This is a genomic window from Niabella beijingensis, assembly GCF_020034665.1.
GTDB classification, from domain to species: domain Bacteria; phylum Bacteroidota; class Bacteroidia; order Chitinophagales; family Chitinophagaceae; genus Niabella; species Niabella beijingensis.
Genome location: NZ_JAIQDI010000001.1, coordinates 641,634 through 656,040 on the forward strand (window position 1 = coordinate 641,634; position 14,407 = coordinate 656,040).

Genomic DNA, 14,407 nt, shown 5'->3' on the forward strand with positions numbered 1-14,407 from the left:
CGGGCCACAAACTCCGCCACTGCTTTTTTACCCCTGTTCTTTGCAGGACATTAACAATGCCTGTACGGGAAAAATTGTGTAAATTACAGTACGATCGCATCATGAATAAAACAGATTTTTTATGAAAACAATAACTTATTCATCGCTGCTCTTACTGCCGGTACTGTTCTTTTTCTTTTCCTGCTCCTCACAAAAACAAACCACCGGGTCGTCCACCGCAATTACAGACGCCGTAACCGGCCAGCAGTATACATTTGTGGCCACCAGTGTCTTTCCCACAGAAGACAGCCGCTTCAATCCGCGCTTCCTGTTCCCCAATGCCAGCAACCTTTATCAGCTTACATCGCGGTACGATGTGCGGGTGACGCCGGACTCCGTGATCGCCTATCTCCCCTTCTTCGGAAGGTCCTTTACCGCACCGGTGGATCCGACCAAGGGCGGCATTAAATTCACTTCAACAAAATTCGATTACAAAAAGTCGCAGCGGAAAAACAATTATGAGATCGAGATCACGCCTAAAGACAACAACGAAGTGCGTTCGCTTTATCTTACGGTTTCCCCTTCCGGATTTGCGTCCCTCCGGGTGCTGAGCATGAATAAAACGCCGATTTCCTTTAACGGGAATGTGGAAGCCAATCAATAAAACAGCCCCCTCCCCGAACAAGAGGAACAAGCCAGTATCAAAAGCCTTTTACAGCATACCATCGTTCTGTGTCCGGTTCGATATAATATAAATAGCTGTTGATACCGCTTTTTATTTTCCTGTTCAGGAATAAGACTATTTTAAAAAAATCATTATTTTCGGGATCATGACGATCCCGGTCCGTAAAATACCCTGTGGGGGAAGACTGCTTTTTATGGCGTTCCTGTTTTGCTGCTTTTTACCCGTGCGGGCAGCATTACCGGCACCAGATACCGTTAAAAAAAGTACACCGGAGCAGGCGCTGCAATACCTGAACAGCATAAAAGATCTTCAGCAAAGCAGGTGGTGGCCCAATGTTGCACCCGCCCTGTTGCTGAGCAACCTGAAAACCTTTACCATAAAACCATTTGCATTCTTTGAAGGAAAAACAACCAATTTCTGCGCCTATTCCGCACTCACCTATATCCCGCTCACCTATGATCCGCTTGGGTTTGCGCGGTTTATGATCAATCTTTATAAAAACGGGCAGGCAAATATCGGCAAGGATCAGTTCCGTCCCAGCAAGCCGGTACGATTGGAAGCCGGCCTGTTGCGGTACAAGGGAACACTAGACATTAATCCCGCAGGCCAGATGTGGTTCCTCACGCTGGCAGATCATTATAAAGGGTATCTGAACTTCTTTAACCGCCGGTTCCAGAAAGGCGACGAAAATACGTTCTGGTCCTCTACCAATTATGCTAAATTCAACCGCATGCTCCGCCGGCTGTTCAATGGTACGGTAAAGGCAAAAGGGTCCGACCTCTTTCGTCCTTCTGTAAAAGACCTGCCCGGTTTCCTGGAAACACAAATGCAAAAAGGGCTGGTTTTTCTTTATCTGAACAATAAAAAATTATACCGGAAATCACACCGGCAATCCCTGATCAGTACGCCCACACATTATGTGTTGCTTACCAATATCCGCAAACTGTCGGATGACCTTATCGAATTTGAATACTGGGATTACGGGGCAAGGGCCATACAACAATTGTCGCCTGCATTTTTAAGGAATATTATTTACGGGATCAGCGTTTGGAATCCCAAAACTCCGAAATGAAAAAGAACCGCTGCATATCGCCCCTTCTTTTTTACGGAAGCATCCTGTTGCTGACGGCTTGCTCCTATCCCAAAAATTTCACGCGTGATTTCTACTCCCGTCACGAGCAGAAGCTGGAGTCTATAAAAGATCAGTTTGCCCGGCTGTATGAGCAACATGCCTTCTCGTTGCTTTTTGAGGAAAAAACATTTACGAATATTTCTTTTGAGTTTAATGAGGATTCGGTAAAATATATTTATCATTTCAACCTGAATGAGCCGGCCTTTGCCGACAGTCTTCAGGCGCGGCACTATGATGTTGCTGCGGTAAAAAAGCTGGTAGATGATATGCGGGCCATCCAATGCACCTGGATCACCAATGTAGACTATTATGAGGGGTTGCAGGCGCGTAAACTGGTGCAGCTCTCCGTAAGAAATAAAGCACTCAACAGCAGGATCAAAGGAGAAAGTTACTGCATCCTTGTCTTTTTTGAGACGCCGCAACCTTTTAATGATAAAGGTATTTTCCTGGACCGGTCCGATAAAAAAAGACGCCGGCAGATCAACGGGAATATACTGAAACGGGTAAACGATCATGTAGGATTCGCTATCAACAAACAGTACCGGTAGCTGCCTGATATACACACCTGTTAGTAATTCTTGACCCGGATTAAGTACCGTTAAGGCTTCAATCGCTATTTTTGCAGGATGGTGATGGAAAAAGAATGTGTTCGTTTTGCAATACTGGATCTCAATGACGGGCAGCCCAATCAGGGCATGCGTTGTATCAGGGAGATTGTGCACCGGTGGGCCGACGAAAAACAAATTGACCTGACTTATGATATCTTCGATGTTCGCGTTAAGAACGAACTGCCGGACATGTCTTATGACATCTATATTTCGAGTGGCGGCCCCGGAGATCCCCTGAGCAGCCGTTTTGACGACTGGGATATTAACTGGAACAAGTGGCTGAATGAATTATTGCGCTGGAATGATAACCCCGGAAATGAACAGAAAAAATATGTATTTTTTATCTGTCATTCTTTCCAGCTGGCCAGCAGGTATTTTAATGCAGGACTGATCTGCAAACGCAAGTCTACCTCCTTTGGCGTCTTTCCGGTGCACCTGCTTCCGGAAGCCCGGTCGAACCCGGTATTTGAAAACTTAAGGGATCCCTTTTATGCTGTAGACAGCAGGGATTTTCAGCTGATACAGCCCAACCTGGGATTATTGAACGACATGGGCGCCTATATTACCTGTATCGAAAAAGAGCGCCCGCATGTGCCCTATGAACGGGCGGTGATGGGCATTTCCTTCAATCCGTATATGTTCGGTACACAGTTCCATCCCGAAGCCGATGCAGAGGGGATGCTGCAGCATTTTCAGTCGGAGGACAAGCGGAAAACAGTGATCGAAAATCATGGGGAAGAAAAGCTGAACAGCATGATCGATCAGCTGAAAGATCCGGATAAGATCCTGTGGACCAACCGTCACCTGATCCCCAACTTTTTAAATGAAGCATACGACCATATCGTATCGGTAAGCGTTGTTTCTTCCCAGCATTGATGCCCGGACGGTCAACATCAGATTTCTTTAAATTAATAAAGGTGAAGCAATGCTTCACCTTTCTATTCAGAAAACGTTTCTTTTAGAACTTCAGCTCCGGCCAGCCTTCGCGGTAGGTACGTTTTACATACTGGTTTGCCGCTTCGAAGTTGGTCACCTTCATATTGTCGCCATCCCATTGCAGGGTAATACCACGACCGGGGAATTTGCCATCTGCGTCTTTATAATTAAAACTGCGGATCGCGAGGTTCCCCATCAGGATACTTTCCGTTAATGGTACTGCATAACCGATGAAGGGAGAATCGACCATTTTATGTCCCTTCTCATATCCCGCGATACAGGCGTCCACCCATTGTTTGTAATGACCATTGGCGCCACCCGGTATCCGGGGATATTTGCGCGCCACCTTCAGCCCATTCATCTTTGAAGTCGGCAACAGCATGGGGTCCTGACCGTACACGCCGCACATCATTTTCCCTTTTGTTCCCACAAAGATCACTCCGTTGCCCACATCGCCTTTGCCGCCCATGATCTCATTAGGACCCAGTTCATCCGGACGCTCGGGCTGAATACCACCGTCCATCCAGTGCAGCTTGATATCCTTTCCGTTTTTTCCCTTGTATTTAAAATGCACCGAAGAAGAAACAGGAGGACTGTCGGGATACAAACCTTGTTTAAAGTTCCCGGTATAGATGGTGCTGGTACTGCAGGTTACTTCTGTCGGAAATCCCAGTTCCAGTACTTTAAATACCGGCCCAACAATATGACAGGCCATATCGCCCAGGGCGCCGGTGCCATAATCCCACCAGCCGCGCCAGTTGAACGGCACCACATTACCTTCATATTCCCGGTAAGGTGCCGTTCCCAGCCACAGGTCCCAGTTGAGGCCCTGCGGCACCGCCGGTTTTTCATCCGGCCAGGCTACTCCCTGCGGCCAAACGGGACGGTTCGTCCAGCAATGAACGGTTTCCACATCGCCGATCAGACCGGCTTCATACCATTCTTTAAGATCCCTTACCCCATCGTTGGAAGATCCCTGATCTCCCATCTGGGTAACTACTTTATAACGTTGTGCAGCGTCTCCCAGCATCCGCGATTCCCATATATCATGGGTCAGCGGCTTTTGAACATACACATGTTTTTTCAGTTGCATGGCATGAAAGGCAACAATGGCATGGGTGTGATCCGGGGTACCCACACTCACGGCATCAAAATTTTTGCTTTCTTTATCCAGCAGTTCTCTCCAATCGTTATAATATTTTGCCTTGGGAAACTGCTGCCGGTTCTTAACCGCCTGGCGGTCGTCCACATCGCACAGGAACGCGATCGTTGCGTTGGGACTTTCCGCAAATTTCCGGATATCATCACCGCCTTTTCCTCCGGCACCCACACCGGCGATCAGCAGTTTATCACTGGGGGCTACATAGCCTCTTCCCAGAACATGACGTGGTACAATAAAGAACGCGCTGCCTGCAAGTGCAGAGTTCCGGATGAACTTCCTCCTTGAGTAATCTTTTTTTTGATCCATAATAGCGTTAATAGTTGAACAGATTTAAAATAGTCTTAGAATAAAGATCCTGTTACAGGTTCAGGCTCCAGCCTTCCCTGTAGGTCCTTTTTACAAACCGATTGGCCTCATCAAAATTTGTGATCTTCATGTTTTTGGCATCCCACAGCAGTTTTTTACGACCGGTAAATTTGCTTTTACCCCAGCCGGATATGCTTGGATCCATATACAGTGCGCTTCTGATAGCCAGGTTCCCCATCAGGATACTTTCCGTAAAAGGTCCTGCATATTCGAACGGCGAACTGGTAACCCCCTTGCCATAACCGGCGATACAGGCATTTACCCATTGCAGGTAGTGCCCGCCTTCTCCGCCCGGTACGCGTGCAATGGTTTCCTTAACCGCCTTTGCGCTATCGTTCTTCGACAGTGGCAGCAACCGGGGATTTGCTCCGTAGCAATCCGCCAGCAGCTTGCCTTTCGTTCCGATAAACAACACACCGCCATCCCAGTTACCAAACGACTCCTCGGGTTGCAGCTCATCCGGACGCTTGGGAAGCAATCCCCCGTCATACCAGGAAACTTTCAGTGTGGCTTTCTTATCTTTTCTCGGGTATTCCAGATGAATGATCGAGGCAACGGGACAGCTGTCAACATTATTGGCTTCCTGGTTCATGCCGGTCCATTGGTTGGCAATGCTGCACTCTGCCGATGTGGGATAATCAATGGGCAGGATCCGGTAAATGGGATCCATAATATGACAGGCCATATCCCCCAGCGCCCCGGTACCATAGGCCCAGAAGCCCCTCCAGTTAAAGGGTACATATGCAGGGTTGTAATCATCCTTAGGAGCGGTGCCCAGCCACAGATCCCAGTTCAGTTCACTGGGAACGGCATGGCTTCCGGAAGGTTTGGGAACTCCCTGCGGCCAGATGGGACGGTTGGTCCAGGCCTGCGCTTCCACAATATCACCGATCAGACCTGCATCGTACAATTCTTTCATTCTTCTTACACCATCACCGGAGCCTCCCTGGTTGCCCATCTGGGTGACCACCTTATATTTTTTTGCAGCATCGGCCAGGATGCGGGCCTCGTAAATATCGTGTGTAAGCGGCTTCTGCGTGTATACATGTTTTCCCAGCTGCATGGCAGCCAGTGTGGCTACCGCATGGGTATGATCGGGCGTACTGATGCTGCAGGCATCAATATTTTTGGCTTCCTTCTGCAACATCTCACGGAAGTCCTTATAATAGTTGGCTTTGGGAAAACTTTTCCTTGAATTCACTGCCTGGCGGTCGTCCACGTCGCAAAGCGCCACAATGTTCACATTGGGGCTTTTTGCAAAAGATGCCAGATCACTCTCCCCCTTTCCGCCAGCACCAATTCCGGCAATGTTCAGTTTATCGCTGGGAGCTACATAGCCCTTTCCCAAAACATGACGGGGTACAATAAAAAAGGCACTGCCTGCGAGCGCCGAATTTTTAATAAACTTCCTCCTGGAATTTGGTTTTTTCTGATTCATAATGGCGAAAAATTTTAAATTAGATTTAGAAAGCTTTCAAAATAATAAATTTCATCTAAACAGAATATAAACAACCGGTAGTTTTTCGGCTTTTTTAAAAATTATTTAATTTAGGGGGCTGTTTACCTTACTTTTTATCTCGTCTTTGAACACCACATTCACTTTATACTGCATGGGAGCATAATACTGCGCCAGCACTTTCCGGATCTTTTCCTTGGCCTGTTCCGTATAAGCAGGATGCCCTTCCAGCTGTTTCCGGGAATCTGTATACAGTTTTTTCTCCACGGTGTTATAAGCCGTTTCATCAAAGGTGGTGAGCAGGCCCTTTTTTGTTATTGCATCGGCCCGGTCCATGCGCAATTCGTAGCTCAGCAGTTTCGGGGTCGGGATCACGATATACACCTGCCGGTTCTTTTCTTCCACGGTCAGCTGCTGCTGCTGCAGGTCCACACCATATTTTGCGATATAAGGGACGGAGATGTTCAGCGTCTGTTCCGCAAGCATTTTCCGGATTCCGTCGGTGATGCTGCCGTCATTGGCTACATTCGTTGTCTTGATGCTGGCCGTGCCCTGCACTTCCAGTGACGAAAGTTCTGCCACTTCCTGTACGAATGCCGCGTTCAGCGCAATATTATCAATGGTCTTCGTACCATTCCGTTTTCCGAGCAGATAAGCCAGCACCCCTATAACAATAACACATACAAGAACAACAACCGGCAAACAGCCTCTTTGCATAACAAATGATTTGTATTTGTAAGAATTCCACCCTAAAATTAACTGAAAATCATGTAAAACCCCTGCATATGACCGCACTTAAAAAATTCAGGGAAAAAATTATAAATATTTCATTTATCTTGGGTCACCATTTTAAAACCTAAAACAGGCCATCTGAAATGAAAGAATTACAAATAAAGAAACAAGGCAAGAAATATGATGTGGTAATTGTTGGCTCGGGAGCCGGGGGTGGTATGGCAGCTTATACACTTTCAAAGGCCGGACTCAGTGTATGTATGCTGGAAGCAGGTCCGATGTACGATCCGCAGAAGGAGATCTTTCAGCTGAAAAGCCCCTGGGAATCCCCGCGCAGGGGCCGGGCGACAAAATATCGCCCCTTCGGGGATTTTGATGCCTGCTACGGCGGATGGGACATTGAAGGGGAGCCCTATACCCGGGAAAACGGAACCGAATGGGAATGGTTCAGGGCGCGTATGCTGGGAGGACGGACCAATCACTGGGGACGTATTTCGCTGCGTTTCGGTCCGAAAGATTTTAAAGGGTACAGCCATGACGGGGTCGGCGCCGACTGGCCGATCAGTTATGATGATATAAAACCCTATTACGATAAAGTAGATCAGCTGATCGGGATATTCGGAAGCGTGGAAAACCTGCCCAATGAACCGGACGGGATTTTCCTACCACCACCCAAACCACGGCTCCATGAACTCTTTATAAAAAAAGGCGCACAGAAAGCAGGGGTTCCTGTCATTCCCTCGCGCTTATCCATACTCACCAAAAAATTAAATGATGACCGGGGCTCCTGTTTTTTTTGCGCACAATGTGGCAGAAACTGCAGCATGGCCAAGGCCGACTTCTCTTCCTCCAATGTACTCATCTACCCGGCGCTGAAGACCGGCAAACTGGAGGTAATTGCAAATGCCATGGCGCGCGAGGTACTGACCAATTCCGAAGGCGTGGCAACAGGTGTTTCTTATATTAATAAAGACGACCTGCTCGAATACCAGGTGGAAGGCCGGGTAGTGATCCTGGCAGCCAGTGCCTGCGAAACCGCACGGCTTTTATTAAACTCCAAATCGCAGCGTCATCCGAATGGCCTGGCCAACAGCAGCAATGTAGTGGGCAAATACCTGCAGGACAGTACCGGTGCGGCTATGGGAGGTTATATTCCTGAACTTTTTGGCAGAAAAAGATACAACGAAGATGGTGTAGGCGGTATGCACGTATATTCTCCCTGGTGGGGCGACGATAAAAAGCTGGGCTTTCCGCGTGGTTATCACATCGAATACTGGGGCGGATTCGGCCAGCCCGCTTATGGGTTTGGAATGGGCATTGAATCGTTTAACGGCAAATATCCGGTAAACGGCCAGAAGAAAGAGGCCGGCGGCTACGGGAAGTCACTGAAACAGGACCAGCGGTTCTTTTATGGTGCTACCGTAGGTATGGCCGGACGCGGAGAAGCCATTGCATTTGAGCACAACCGCTGCGAGATCGACCCCAATGTAGTGGACAAGTACGGCATCCCTGTTTTAAAATTCAATGTAAAATACAGTGACTATGAAGTGAAACAGGCCAAACACATGAAAGAGACCTTTAAAGAGATCATGCACAATATGGGAGCCGTGATCACCTGGGGAGACGACGGCCCTGAAAACAACTACGGCCTTGATAAGCCGGGGTACATCATACATGAAGCGGGAACCGCACGTATGGGCGACGACGCCAAAACCTCGGCCCTCAATAAATGGAGCCAGGCGCATGATTGTAAGAACCTGTTTTGCGTGGACGGAAGCCAGTTCACTTCCCAGGCCAACAAAAACATCACCTGGACCATCCTGGCATTAAGTATGCGTGCCAGTGAATACATTATTGACGAAATGAAAAAACAGAATTTATAGGATCGAGTATCCAGTATTCAGAAATTTTAAATGCACAGCAATGAAAAGACGCGATTCCCTTAAATTTATAGCAGCCGGTGCACTTGCCACCGGAACCCTGGCCATCGGCTGCAAGCCGGGTGAGCAAAAAAAAGACGCTACCCCCGATAAGAAAACAGGGCTTCACCGTTATGAGGATGAGAAGAAGCATGAAGAAGAAGTGGAAAAAATGCCGGACTTTTTCAATGCGCATGAAATGGCCACCATTACCGTACTGGCCGACATCATTATCCCCAAGGATGAGATCAGCGGCAGCGCCAGTGATGCAAAAGTTCCGGATTTCATCCATTTTACGGTAAAGGACCAGCCCGGCCTGCAAACACCGTTAAGAGGTGGTCTCCGCTGGCTGGATATGCAATGCCTGAATAAATACAGCAAGGCCTTTAAAGACTGTACGGCACAGCAGCAGATCGAAATGGTGGATCTCATTGCCTACCCCGAGCGGGCAAAAGGGAAACCCGAACTGAGCCAGGGAGTCTCTTTCTTTACCCTGATGCGCAACCTCAGCTCCACCGGGTTTTACACCTCGGAGATCGGGGTAAAGGACCTCGGCTATGCCGGCAACCGTCCCAACCAGTGGAATGGCGTACCGGATGATGTACTGAAACAATACGGACTCGCCTATACGGATAAGGAATTAAAAGAATGTCTGAGCTTTCCGACAGTATAAGCACGGCATTCAGTACCTGTTTAAGCTGTTATCAATGATGACAGCTTTTTTTTCGCCCCTGCCTTTGCCGTCCGGCCTCCCCGCAACATTAAAAAATCGTAATTTCGGCCCGTGATTTCTCAGAACACCATACAGGAAATTTTATCCCGCATCGACATCCTGGATGTGGTGGGTGAATTTGTAAAGCTAAAGAAAAGAGGCGCCAACTACCTGGGCCTCTGCCCCTTCCATAACGAAAAAACCCCCTCCTTCACCGTCTCTCCCTCCAAGGAAATTTACAAATGCTTCGGATGCGGAAAGAGCGGCAACTCCATCAGCTTTATCATGGAGCATGAGAAATACAGCTATGTGGAATCGCTGAAATGGCTGGCTCATAAATATGGTATCGAGGTGGAAGAAACCTTTGCCAGTGCCGAGCAGCGGGAACAATACCAGACCGCAGACAGTCTTTTTATCATTAACAATTTTGCTGAACAGTTTTTTTCCGCTGCACTGAAAGAATCGGAAGAAGGCCGGGCCATCGGCCTCAGCTATTTTAAAGAACGCGGCTTCCGCGAAGGCATCATCGAAAAATTCCGTCTTGGTTACGCACCCATGGAACGGGATGCTTTTACAAAAGAAGCACTGGCCAAGCAATACAATAAGGACCTGCTGCTGAAAACGGGACTTGTAGCCGAGCGCAACGGAACCCTGCAGGATAATTACCGGGGACGGGTGATATTCCCCGTGCACAACCACAGCGGAAAAGTAATGGGATTTGGTGCCCGTATCTTAAAAACAACAGACAGGGCCCCGAAATACATCAATACACCCGAGAACGAGATCTATGTTAAGAGCAAGATCCTTTATGGGTCGTATTTTGCCCGAACGGCCATTGAAAAAGCCGACGAATGCCTGCTTGTGGAAGGTTATACGGATGTGGTCTCGCTGCATCAGGCCGGCATCGAAAACGTAGTAGCCTCCGGTGGCACCTCGCTTACCGTGGACCAGTTACGCCTGATAAAAAAATACACCAGCAACCTTACCATTATATATGACGGGGATGCCGCGGGTATTAAGGCCGCCCTGCGCGGACTGGACCTGGCTCTTGAAGAAAGCCTGAACGTAAAGCTGGTACTGATTCCGGACAAGGAAGACCCCGACAGTTATGTAAATAAGGTTGGCGCCGGTGCCTTTACCGAATTCATCAAAAAAAATAAAAAGGATTTTATCCTGTTCCAGCTGGAATCCTCGTTAAATGATATCGGCGAAGATCCTGCAAAAAAATCGGAGCTGGTCAACAAGATCGCCGAATCCATCAGCCGGATCAACAAAGCGGAGGATTTTACCAAACAACAGGATTATATCAAAGAGTCGGCAGCTATTTTAAAGATCGACGAAGCAGGGCTGCATGCGCTGGTGAACAAATACATCCGTGATAAGGTAACTGCCCTGGAGCGCAAAGCCATGAACAACGCTGCGGATACGGAACAAAATGCGATGGAAGCGGCAGTGTCCAATTATGATGACGCCACTTTTGATCTCCTGTTTAAAGACCAGCTGCAGGAAAAAGAGCTGGCACGTATCCTGCTGGAATACGGCAACCGGCTATGGGATGAGCACACCCTCATCGCCCAGCATGTGTTTGACGAGGTGGACGAGCTCGAAATTGAAGACCCCGAAGTCAACCGTTTGATCACGACGATAAAGCTGCTGCTGCGCAGCAACCCGGAACAGCTGACCGATAAATATTTTATTTATAATGAAGACAAAAAGCTGAGTGCTTTTGCCGTGTCGCTGCTCAATCATCCTTATGAAGAAAGTGAACGCTGGGCCGCAGATTTCAGTCCCAATACCGGTTACCAGAAAGACCTGTTCCGGCAAAGCTTTGAGGCATTTTCAAGAGTGATCAGCAAAGGCAATGAAACGGATCTCAACAGATACAAACTGATCTCGGAGGACCGTACCAATCAAAAAGTGGAGTCCGCCATCCAGTACCTGAAACTCAAAAAGATCCGCCGCATGTTATTGCAGAACCAGGATGACATGTCCGGCCCCTTAAGCGATCATAAATTTAAAGAGCTCCATTTTATCCATAAATCATTAAAGGATATGGAGCGGGAGATCACCAATATCCTGGGTATGGTGATCGTAAACTAGCACTGGCAAGCGGTGTGCGGCACCGGGCGCCTATTATTGCCGGGTCATCCACCGGGGTTTCTTTTTCAGGATCTTTTTATAGACCGGGCAATCCTCTGAGTGGCAACCCGGCAGATAGCCGGTACTCATCAGGAATTCATTAACGATCTCACCACCTGTAAATTTGAACTGCTTTTTAAACAATTTCACCCACGCCTCTTTTGTTTTGGGGTGATGATGATCCAGCCAGTCTTTAAAAGAGCCGAATTCTTTCTGAAGCTGCAGGATTACTTTGGCATTTTCGATGGCCGCATTTATTTTTAAACGGTTGCGGATAATGCCCGCATCCAGCATCAGTGCATCGAATTTCTTTTGGGTGTACCGGCTTACTTTTTTTATATCAAACTGATCAAATGCCTTATAAAAAGCGTCCTTCTTTTTCAGGATCGTTTCCCAGCTCAATCCGGCCTGGTTGATCTCCAGTACCAGCCGGGCAAATAACTCATTATCCGACTCAAGCGGGAACCCGTACTCCGTATCATGGTACTTTTCATGAACGGTACCCTTACCCTTTTCCTTAACAAATGTGCAGTAAAATGACATGCTGCAAAATGCACTAATTTTTTTTGAAAAATATTTTGAAGTTAATCAAACTTCCCCTTATCTTTGCAATCCGTTTACGGAACGACGGCAGTAAAAAAGCCGGAAAAAGTAAACCAGAAGCTCTAAAAAAGCATTTGACATATCGGGAGTTTAGCTCAGCTGGTTCAGAGCATCTGCCTTACAAGCAGAGGGTCGGCGGTTCGAACCCGTCAACTCCCACCAACACCATAAAGGGTTTCAGGCAATGAAACCCTTTTTTATTTTGCCTATGTTCTATGTCTACATATTATATTCTCCTGCCAAAAACAAATATTATATCGGATACACCGGTGACAGCCTCAAAGAGCGTTTGAGAAAACACAATTCGAATCATAAAGGATTCACAGGGCAGTCAGCCGACTGGACCATTGTTTATCACGAAACTTTTGAAAATAAACGGTCTGCAATGAAGCGGGAAAAAGAAATCAAAAACAAAAAAAGCAGCATATATATTGAAAAACTCATCGCTGGTGCTGAGCATCCCGGCCCATGAGCCGGGAGTGGTCGGCGGTTCGAACCCGTCAACTCCCACCAACACCATAAAGGGTTTCAGGCAATGAAACCCTTTTTTATTTTGCCTATGTTCTATGTCTACATATTATATTCTCCTGCCAAAAACAAATATTATATCGGATACACCGGTGACAGCCTCAAAGAGCGTTTGAGAAAACACAATTCGAATCATAAAGGATTCACAGGGCAGTCAGCCGACTGGACCATTGTTTATTACGAAACTTTTGAAAATAAACGGTCCGCAATGAAGCGGGAAAAAGAAATCAAAAACAAAAAAAGCAGCATATATATTGAAAAACTCATCGCTGGTGCTGAGCATCCCGGCCCATAAGCCGGGAGTGGTCGGCGGTTCGAACCCGTCAACTCCCACCAACACCATAAAGGGTTTCAGGCACTGGAACCCTTTTTTATTTCCAGGATTTGCCATACATTTTAAACAGCTGTTCTTCCTTTAAAGATCCTGCGGCATAAGCAACGGTTAATTCAACTTTATTACCCGTCCGGAGGGAACGGGAGTTTACAGAAATACTTTTTAGTGCTACCTTTATCAGCAACGCAAATAACCGTTTCGGATGGAAAATTATTCTCTGCAAATTTTCAACACAACACCAAGTTAATATCTCAATTATGAAACGACCAGACCGCTTTAATAAAAAAGAGCCTTCGGGGTATATGATCACACGGTATCAGAAACACCACACACTTAATAACTCCGGATTTGTTTACAGATTCATCTTCCATAACCGCTTTATAAAACAACTCCTTTTTTTAACCGGTCTTTTTTTATTGCTGTGCGGTAAGGGGATCGGGCAAACAAACCTGGAAGCGCTGCAATTCGGAACAGTGCTTCCCAAAACAATCACAGACGGAAAAACCGAGAGGAAAAAAGATCCGCTTAGCGGATTATTATCCTATCAGTCGGCAGCACTGCAAGAATACAAGTTTGGAGCAATAACATTCTCAGCATACAGCGTTCCCTCGGGATACGATAATTCGCGTAATACCATTTCTCTCTATGTGGATGATTATAACGCTAATCATTATACCGGGTTCATGCTGAAAACAGTAAAGAAAGAGGAGGGCAAAAAGCTGCTGGATCATTTAAAGAAAAAATACGGTATACCGGAAAAGAGAGGCACGGCCAGCAATGGGACCGTTTATTTCTGGAATGCGAAAAAGAGCGATGCCTGGCTGTTCCTGACACAACAGCAGGCAGCCGCAAAAAATAATGTACCCTATACCGATACAAGATTAACACTGGTAAAAGCAGGAACACGTATCAAAACAAAAATACCGGGTGCGCTCGATGTCGGCTCACTTACGATGCTACAGCTCTTCGAAATGCTGTATCCCAAATCATATGAATAACGATACTTCAAAATACAAGCAGGACCGCACTACCGTGAATATCAATTGAAATAAGCCCGGTCCGTTATTCATTGTTCCTCCTCAAAAATCGGGCAGCCTGCACCGAGCTATTGGATTT

The 14,407-nt window shown here is 47.1% G+C and carries 15 protein-coding genes and 1 tRNA gene; 11 read left to right on the plus strand and 5 right to left on the minus strand.

Annotated features, from left to right (window positions below; genetic code table 11):
- The first annotated feature begins 121 nt into the window (after window positions 1–121).
- The 4 genes from K7B07_RS02680 to K7B07_RS02695 all read left to right on the plus strand — a co-directional run bounded on the left by K7B07_RS02680 (window position 122) and on the right by K7B07_RS02695 (window position 3,280).
- On the plus strand, window positions 122–643 hold the full coding sequence (locus K7B07_RS02680) for a DUF4251 domain-containing protein (protein WP_223707205.1): 522 nt from the start codon (window positions 122–124) through the stop codon (window positions 641–643).
- Window positions 644–809: 166 nt separating this feature from the next.
- Entirely contained in the window at window positions 810–1,736 is a 927-nt protein-coding gene (locus K7B07_RS02685; RefSeq protein WP_223707207.1) for a hypothetical protein, read from the plus strand.
- Window positions 1,733–2,344: a hypothetical protein gene (locus K7B07_RS02690; RefSeq protein ID WP_223707208.1), complete on the plus strand. Its 612-nt coding sequence runs from the start codon at window positions 1,733–1,735 to the stop codon at window positions 2,342–2,344. Before K7B07_RS02685 ends, K7B07_RS02690 begins: the two co-directional genes overlap by 4 nt.
- A gap of 84 nt (window positions 2,345–2,428) precedes the next feature.
- On the plus strand, window positions 2,429–3,280 hold the full coding sequence (locus K7B07_RS02695; RefSeq protein ID WP_223707209.1) for a type 1 glutamine amidotransferase: 852 nt from the start codon (window positions 2,429–2,431) through the stop codon (window positions 3,278–3,280).
- A gap of 82 nt (window positions 3,281–3,362) precedes the next feature.
- Here the strand turns inward: K7B07_RS02695 and K7B07_RS02700 are convergent, their stop codons facing one another.
- The 3 genes from K7B07_RS02700 to K7B07_RS02710 all read right to left on the minus strand — a co-directional run bounded on the left by K7B07_RS02700 (window position 3,363) and on the right by K7B07_RS02710 (window position 7,041).
- On the minus strand, window positions 3,363–4,808 hold the full coding sequence (locus K7B07_RS02700) for a Gfo/Idh/MocA family protein (protein WP_223707210.1): 1,446 nt from the start codon (window positions 4,806–4,808) through the stop codon (window positions 3,363–3,365).
- A 52-nt stretch (window positions 4,809–4,860) separates the two neighbouring features.
- Window positions 4,861–6,306, minus strand: coding sequence for a Gfo/Idh/MocA family protein (locus tag K7B07_RS02705; protein ID WP_223707212.1), 1,446 nt, complete (start codon window positions 6,304–6,306; stop codon window positions 4,861–4,863).
- A gap of 105 nt (window positions 6,307–6,411) precedes the next feature.
- Window positions 6,412–7,041 carry a DUF4230 domain-containing protein gene (locus K7B07_RS02710; protein ID WP_223707214.1) on the minus strand — a complete coding sequence of 210 codons (630 nt, stop codon included), beginning with the start codon at window positions 7,039–7,041 and terminating at the stop codon, window positions 6,412–6,414.
- A 158-nt stretch (window positions 7,042–7,199) separates the two neighbouring features.
- On the opposite strand from K7B07_RS02710, the gene K7B07_RS02715 reads away from it, so the two are divergent.
- The 3 genes from K7B07_RS02715 to dnaG all read left to right on the plus strand — a co-directional run bounded on the left by K7B07_RS02715 (window position 7,200) and on the right by dnaG (window position 11,787).
- Window positions 7,200–8,939 carry a GMC family oxidoreductase gene (locus K7B07_RS02715; RefSeq protein WP_223707216.1) on the plus strand — a complete coding sequence of 580 codons (1,740 nt, stop codon included), beginning with the start codon at window positions 7,200–7,202 and terminating at the stop codon, window positions 8,937–8,939.
- 40 nt (window positions 8,940–8,979) lie between these two features.
- Window positions 8,980–9,648, plus strand: coding sequence for a gluconate 2-dehydrogenase subunit 3 family protein (locus tag K7B07_RS02720; protein WP_223707218.1), 669 nt, complete (start codon window positions 8,980–8,982; stop codon window positions 9,646–9,648).
- Window positions 9,649–9,759: 111 nt separating this feature from the next.
- Window positions 9,760–11,787: a DNA primase gene (gene dnaG / locus K7B07_RS02725; RefSeq protein ID WP_223707220.1), complete on the plus strand. Its 2,028-nt coding sequence runs from the start codon at window positions 9,760–9,762 to the stop codon at window positions 11,785–11,787.
- Window positions 11,788–11,820: 33 nt separating this feature from the next.
- On the opposite strand, the gene K7B07_RS02730 is transcribed toward dnaG, so the two are convergent.
- A complete protein-coding gene (locus K7B07_RS02730; RefSeq protein ID WP_223707222.1) occupies window positions 11,821–12,369 on the minus strand; it encodes a DNA-3-methyladenine glycosylase I in 549 nt (182 codons plus the stop codon).
- A gap of 144 nt (window positions 12,370–12,513) precedes the next feature.
- On the opposite strand from K7B07_RS02730, the gene K7B07_RS02735 reads away from it, so the two are divergent.
- The 3 genes from K7B07_RS02735 (at window position 12,514) to K7B07_RS02745 (ending at window position 13,252) form a co-directional block, all read left to right on the plus strand.
- Window positions 12,514–12,591: transfer RNA gene (locus K7B07_RS02735), tRNA-Val, on the plus strand.
- 22 nt (window positions 12,592–12,613) lie between these two features.
- Window positions 12,614–12,901, plus strand: coding sequence for a GIY-YIG nuclease family protein (locus K7B07_RS02740; protein WP_223707224.1), 288 nt, complete (start codon window positions 12,614–12,616; stop codon window positions 12,899–12,901).
- A gap of 63 nt (window positions 12,902–12,964) precedes the next feature.
- Window positions 12,965–13,252 (plus strand): GIY-YIG nuclease family protein, encoded by a 288-nt coding sequence (locus tag K7B07_RS02745; protein WP_223707226.1) that lies wholly within the window; start codon window positions 12,965–12,967, stop codon window positions 13,250–13,252.
- A 76-nt stretch (window positions 13,253–13,328) separates the two neighbouring features.
- Here the strand turns inward: K7B07_RS02745 and K7B07_RS02750 are convergent, their stop codons facing one another.
- Window positions 13,329–13,514: a hypothetical protein gene (locus tag K7B07_RS02750; protein WP_223707228.1), complete on the minus strand. Its 186-nt coding sequence runs from the start codon at window positions 13,512–13,514 to the stop codon at window positions 13,329–13,331.
- Window positions 13,515–13,548: 34 nt separating this feature from the next.
- Here K7B07_RS02750 and K7B07_RS02755 point away from each other — a divergent pair, with 34 nt between their 5' ends.
- Window positions 13,549–14,289 carry a hypothetical protein gene (locus tag K7B07_RS02755; RefSeq protein WP_223707229.1) on the plus strand — a complete coding sequence of 247 codons (741 nt, stop codon included), beginning with the start codon at window positions 13,549–13,551 and terminating at the stop codon, window positions 14,287–14,289.
- Window positions 14,290–14,407 lie beyond the last annotated feature (118 nt).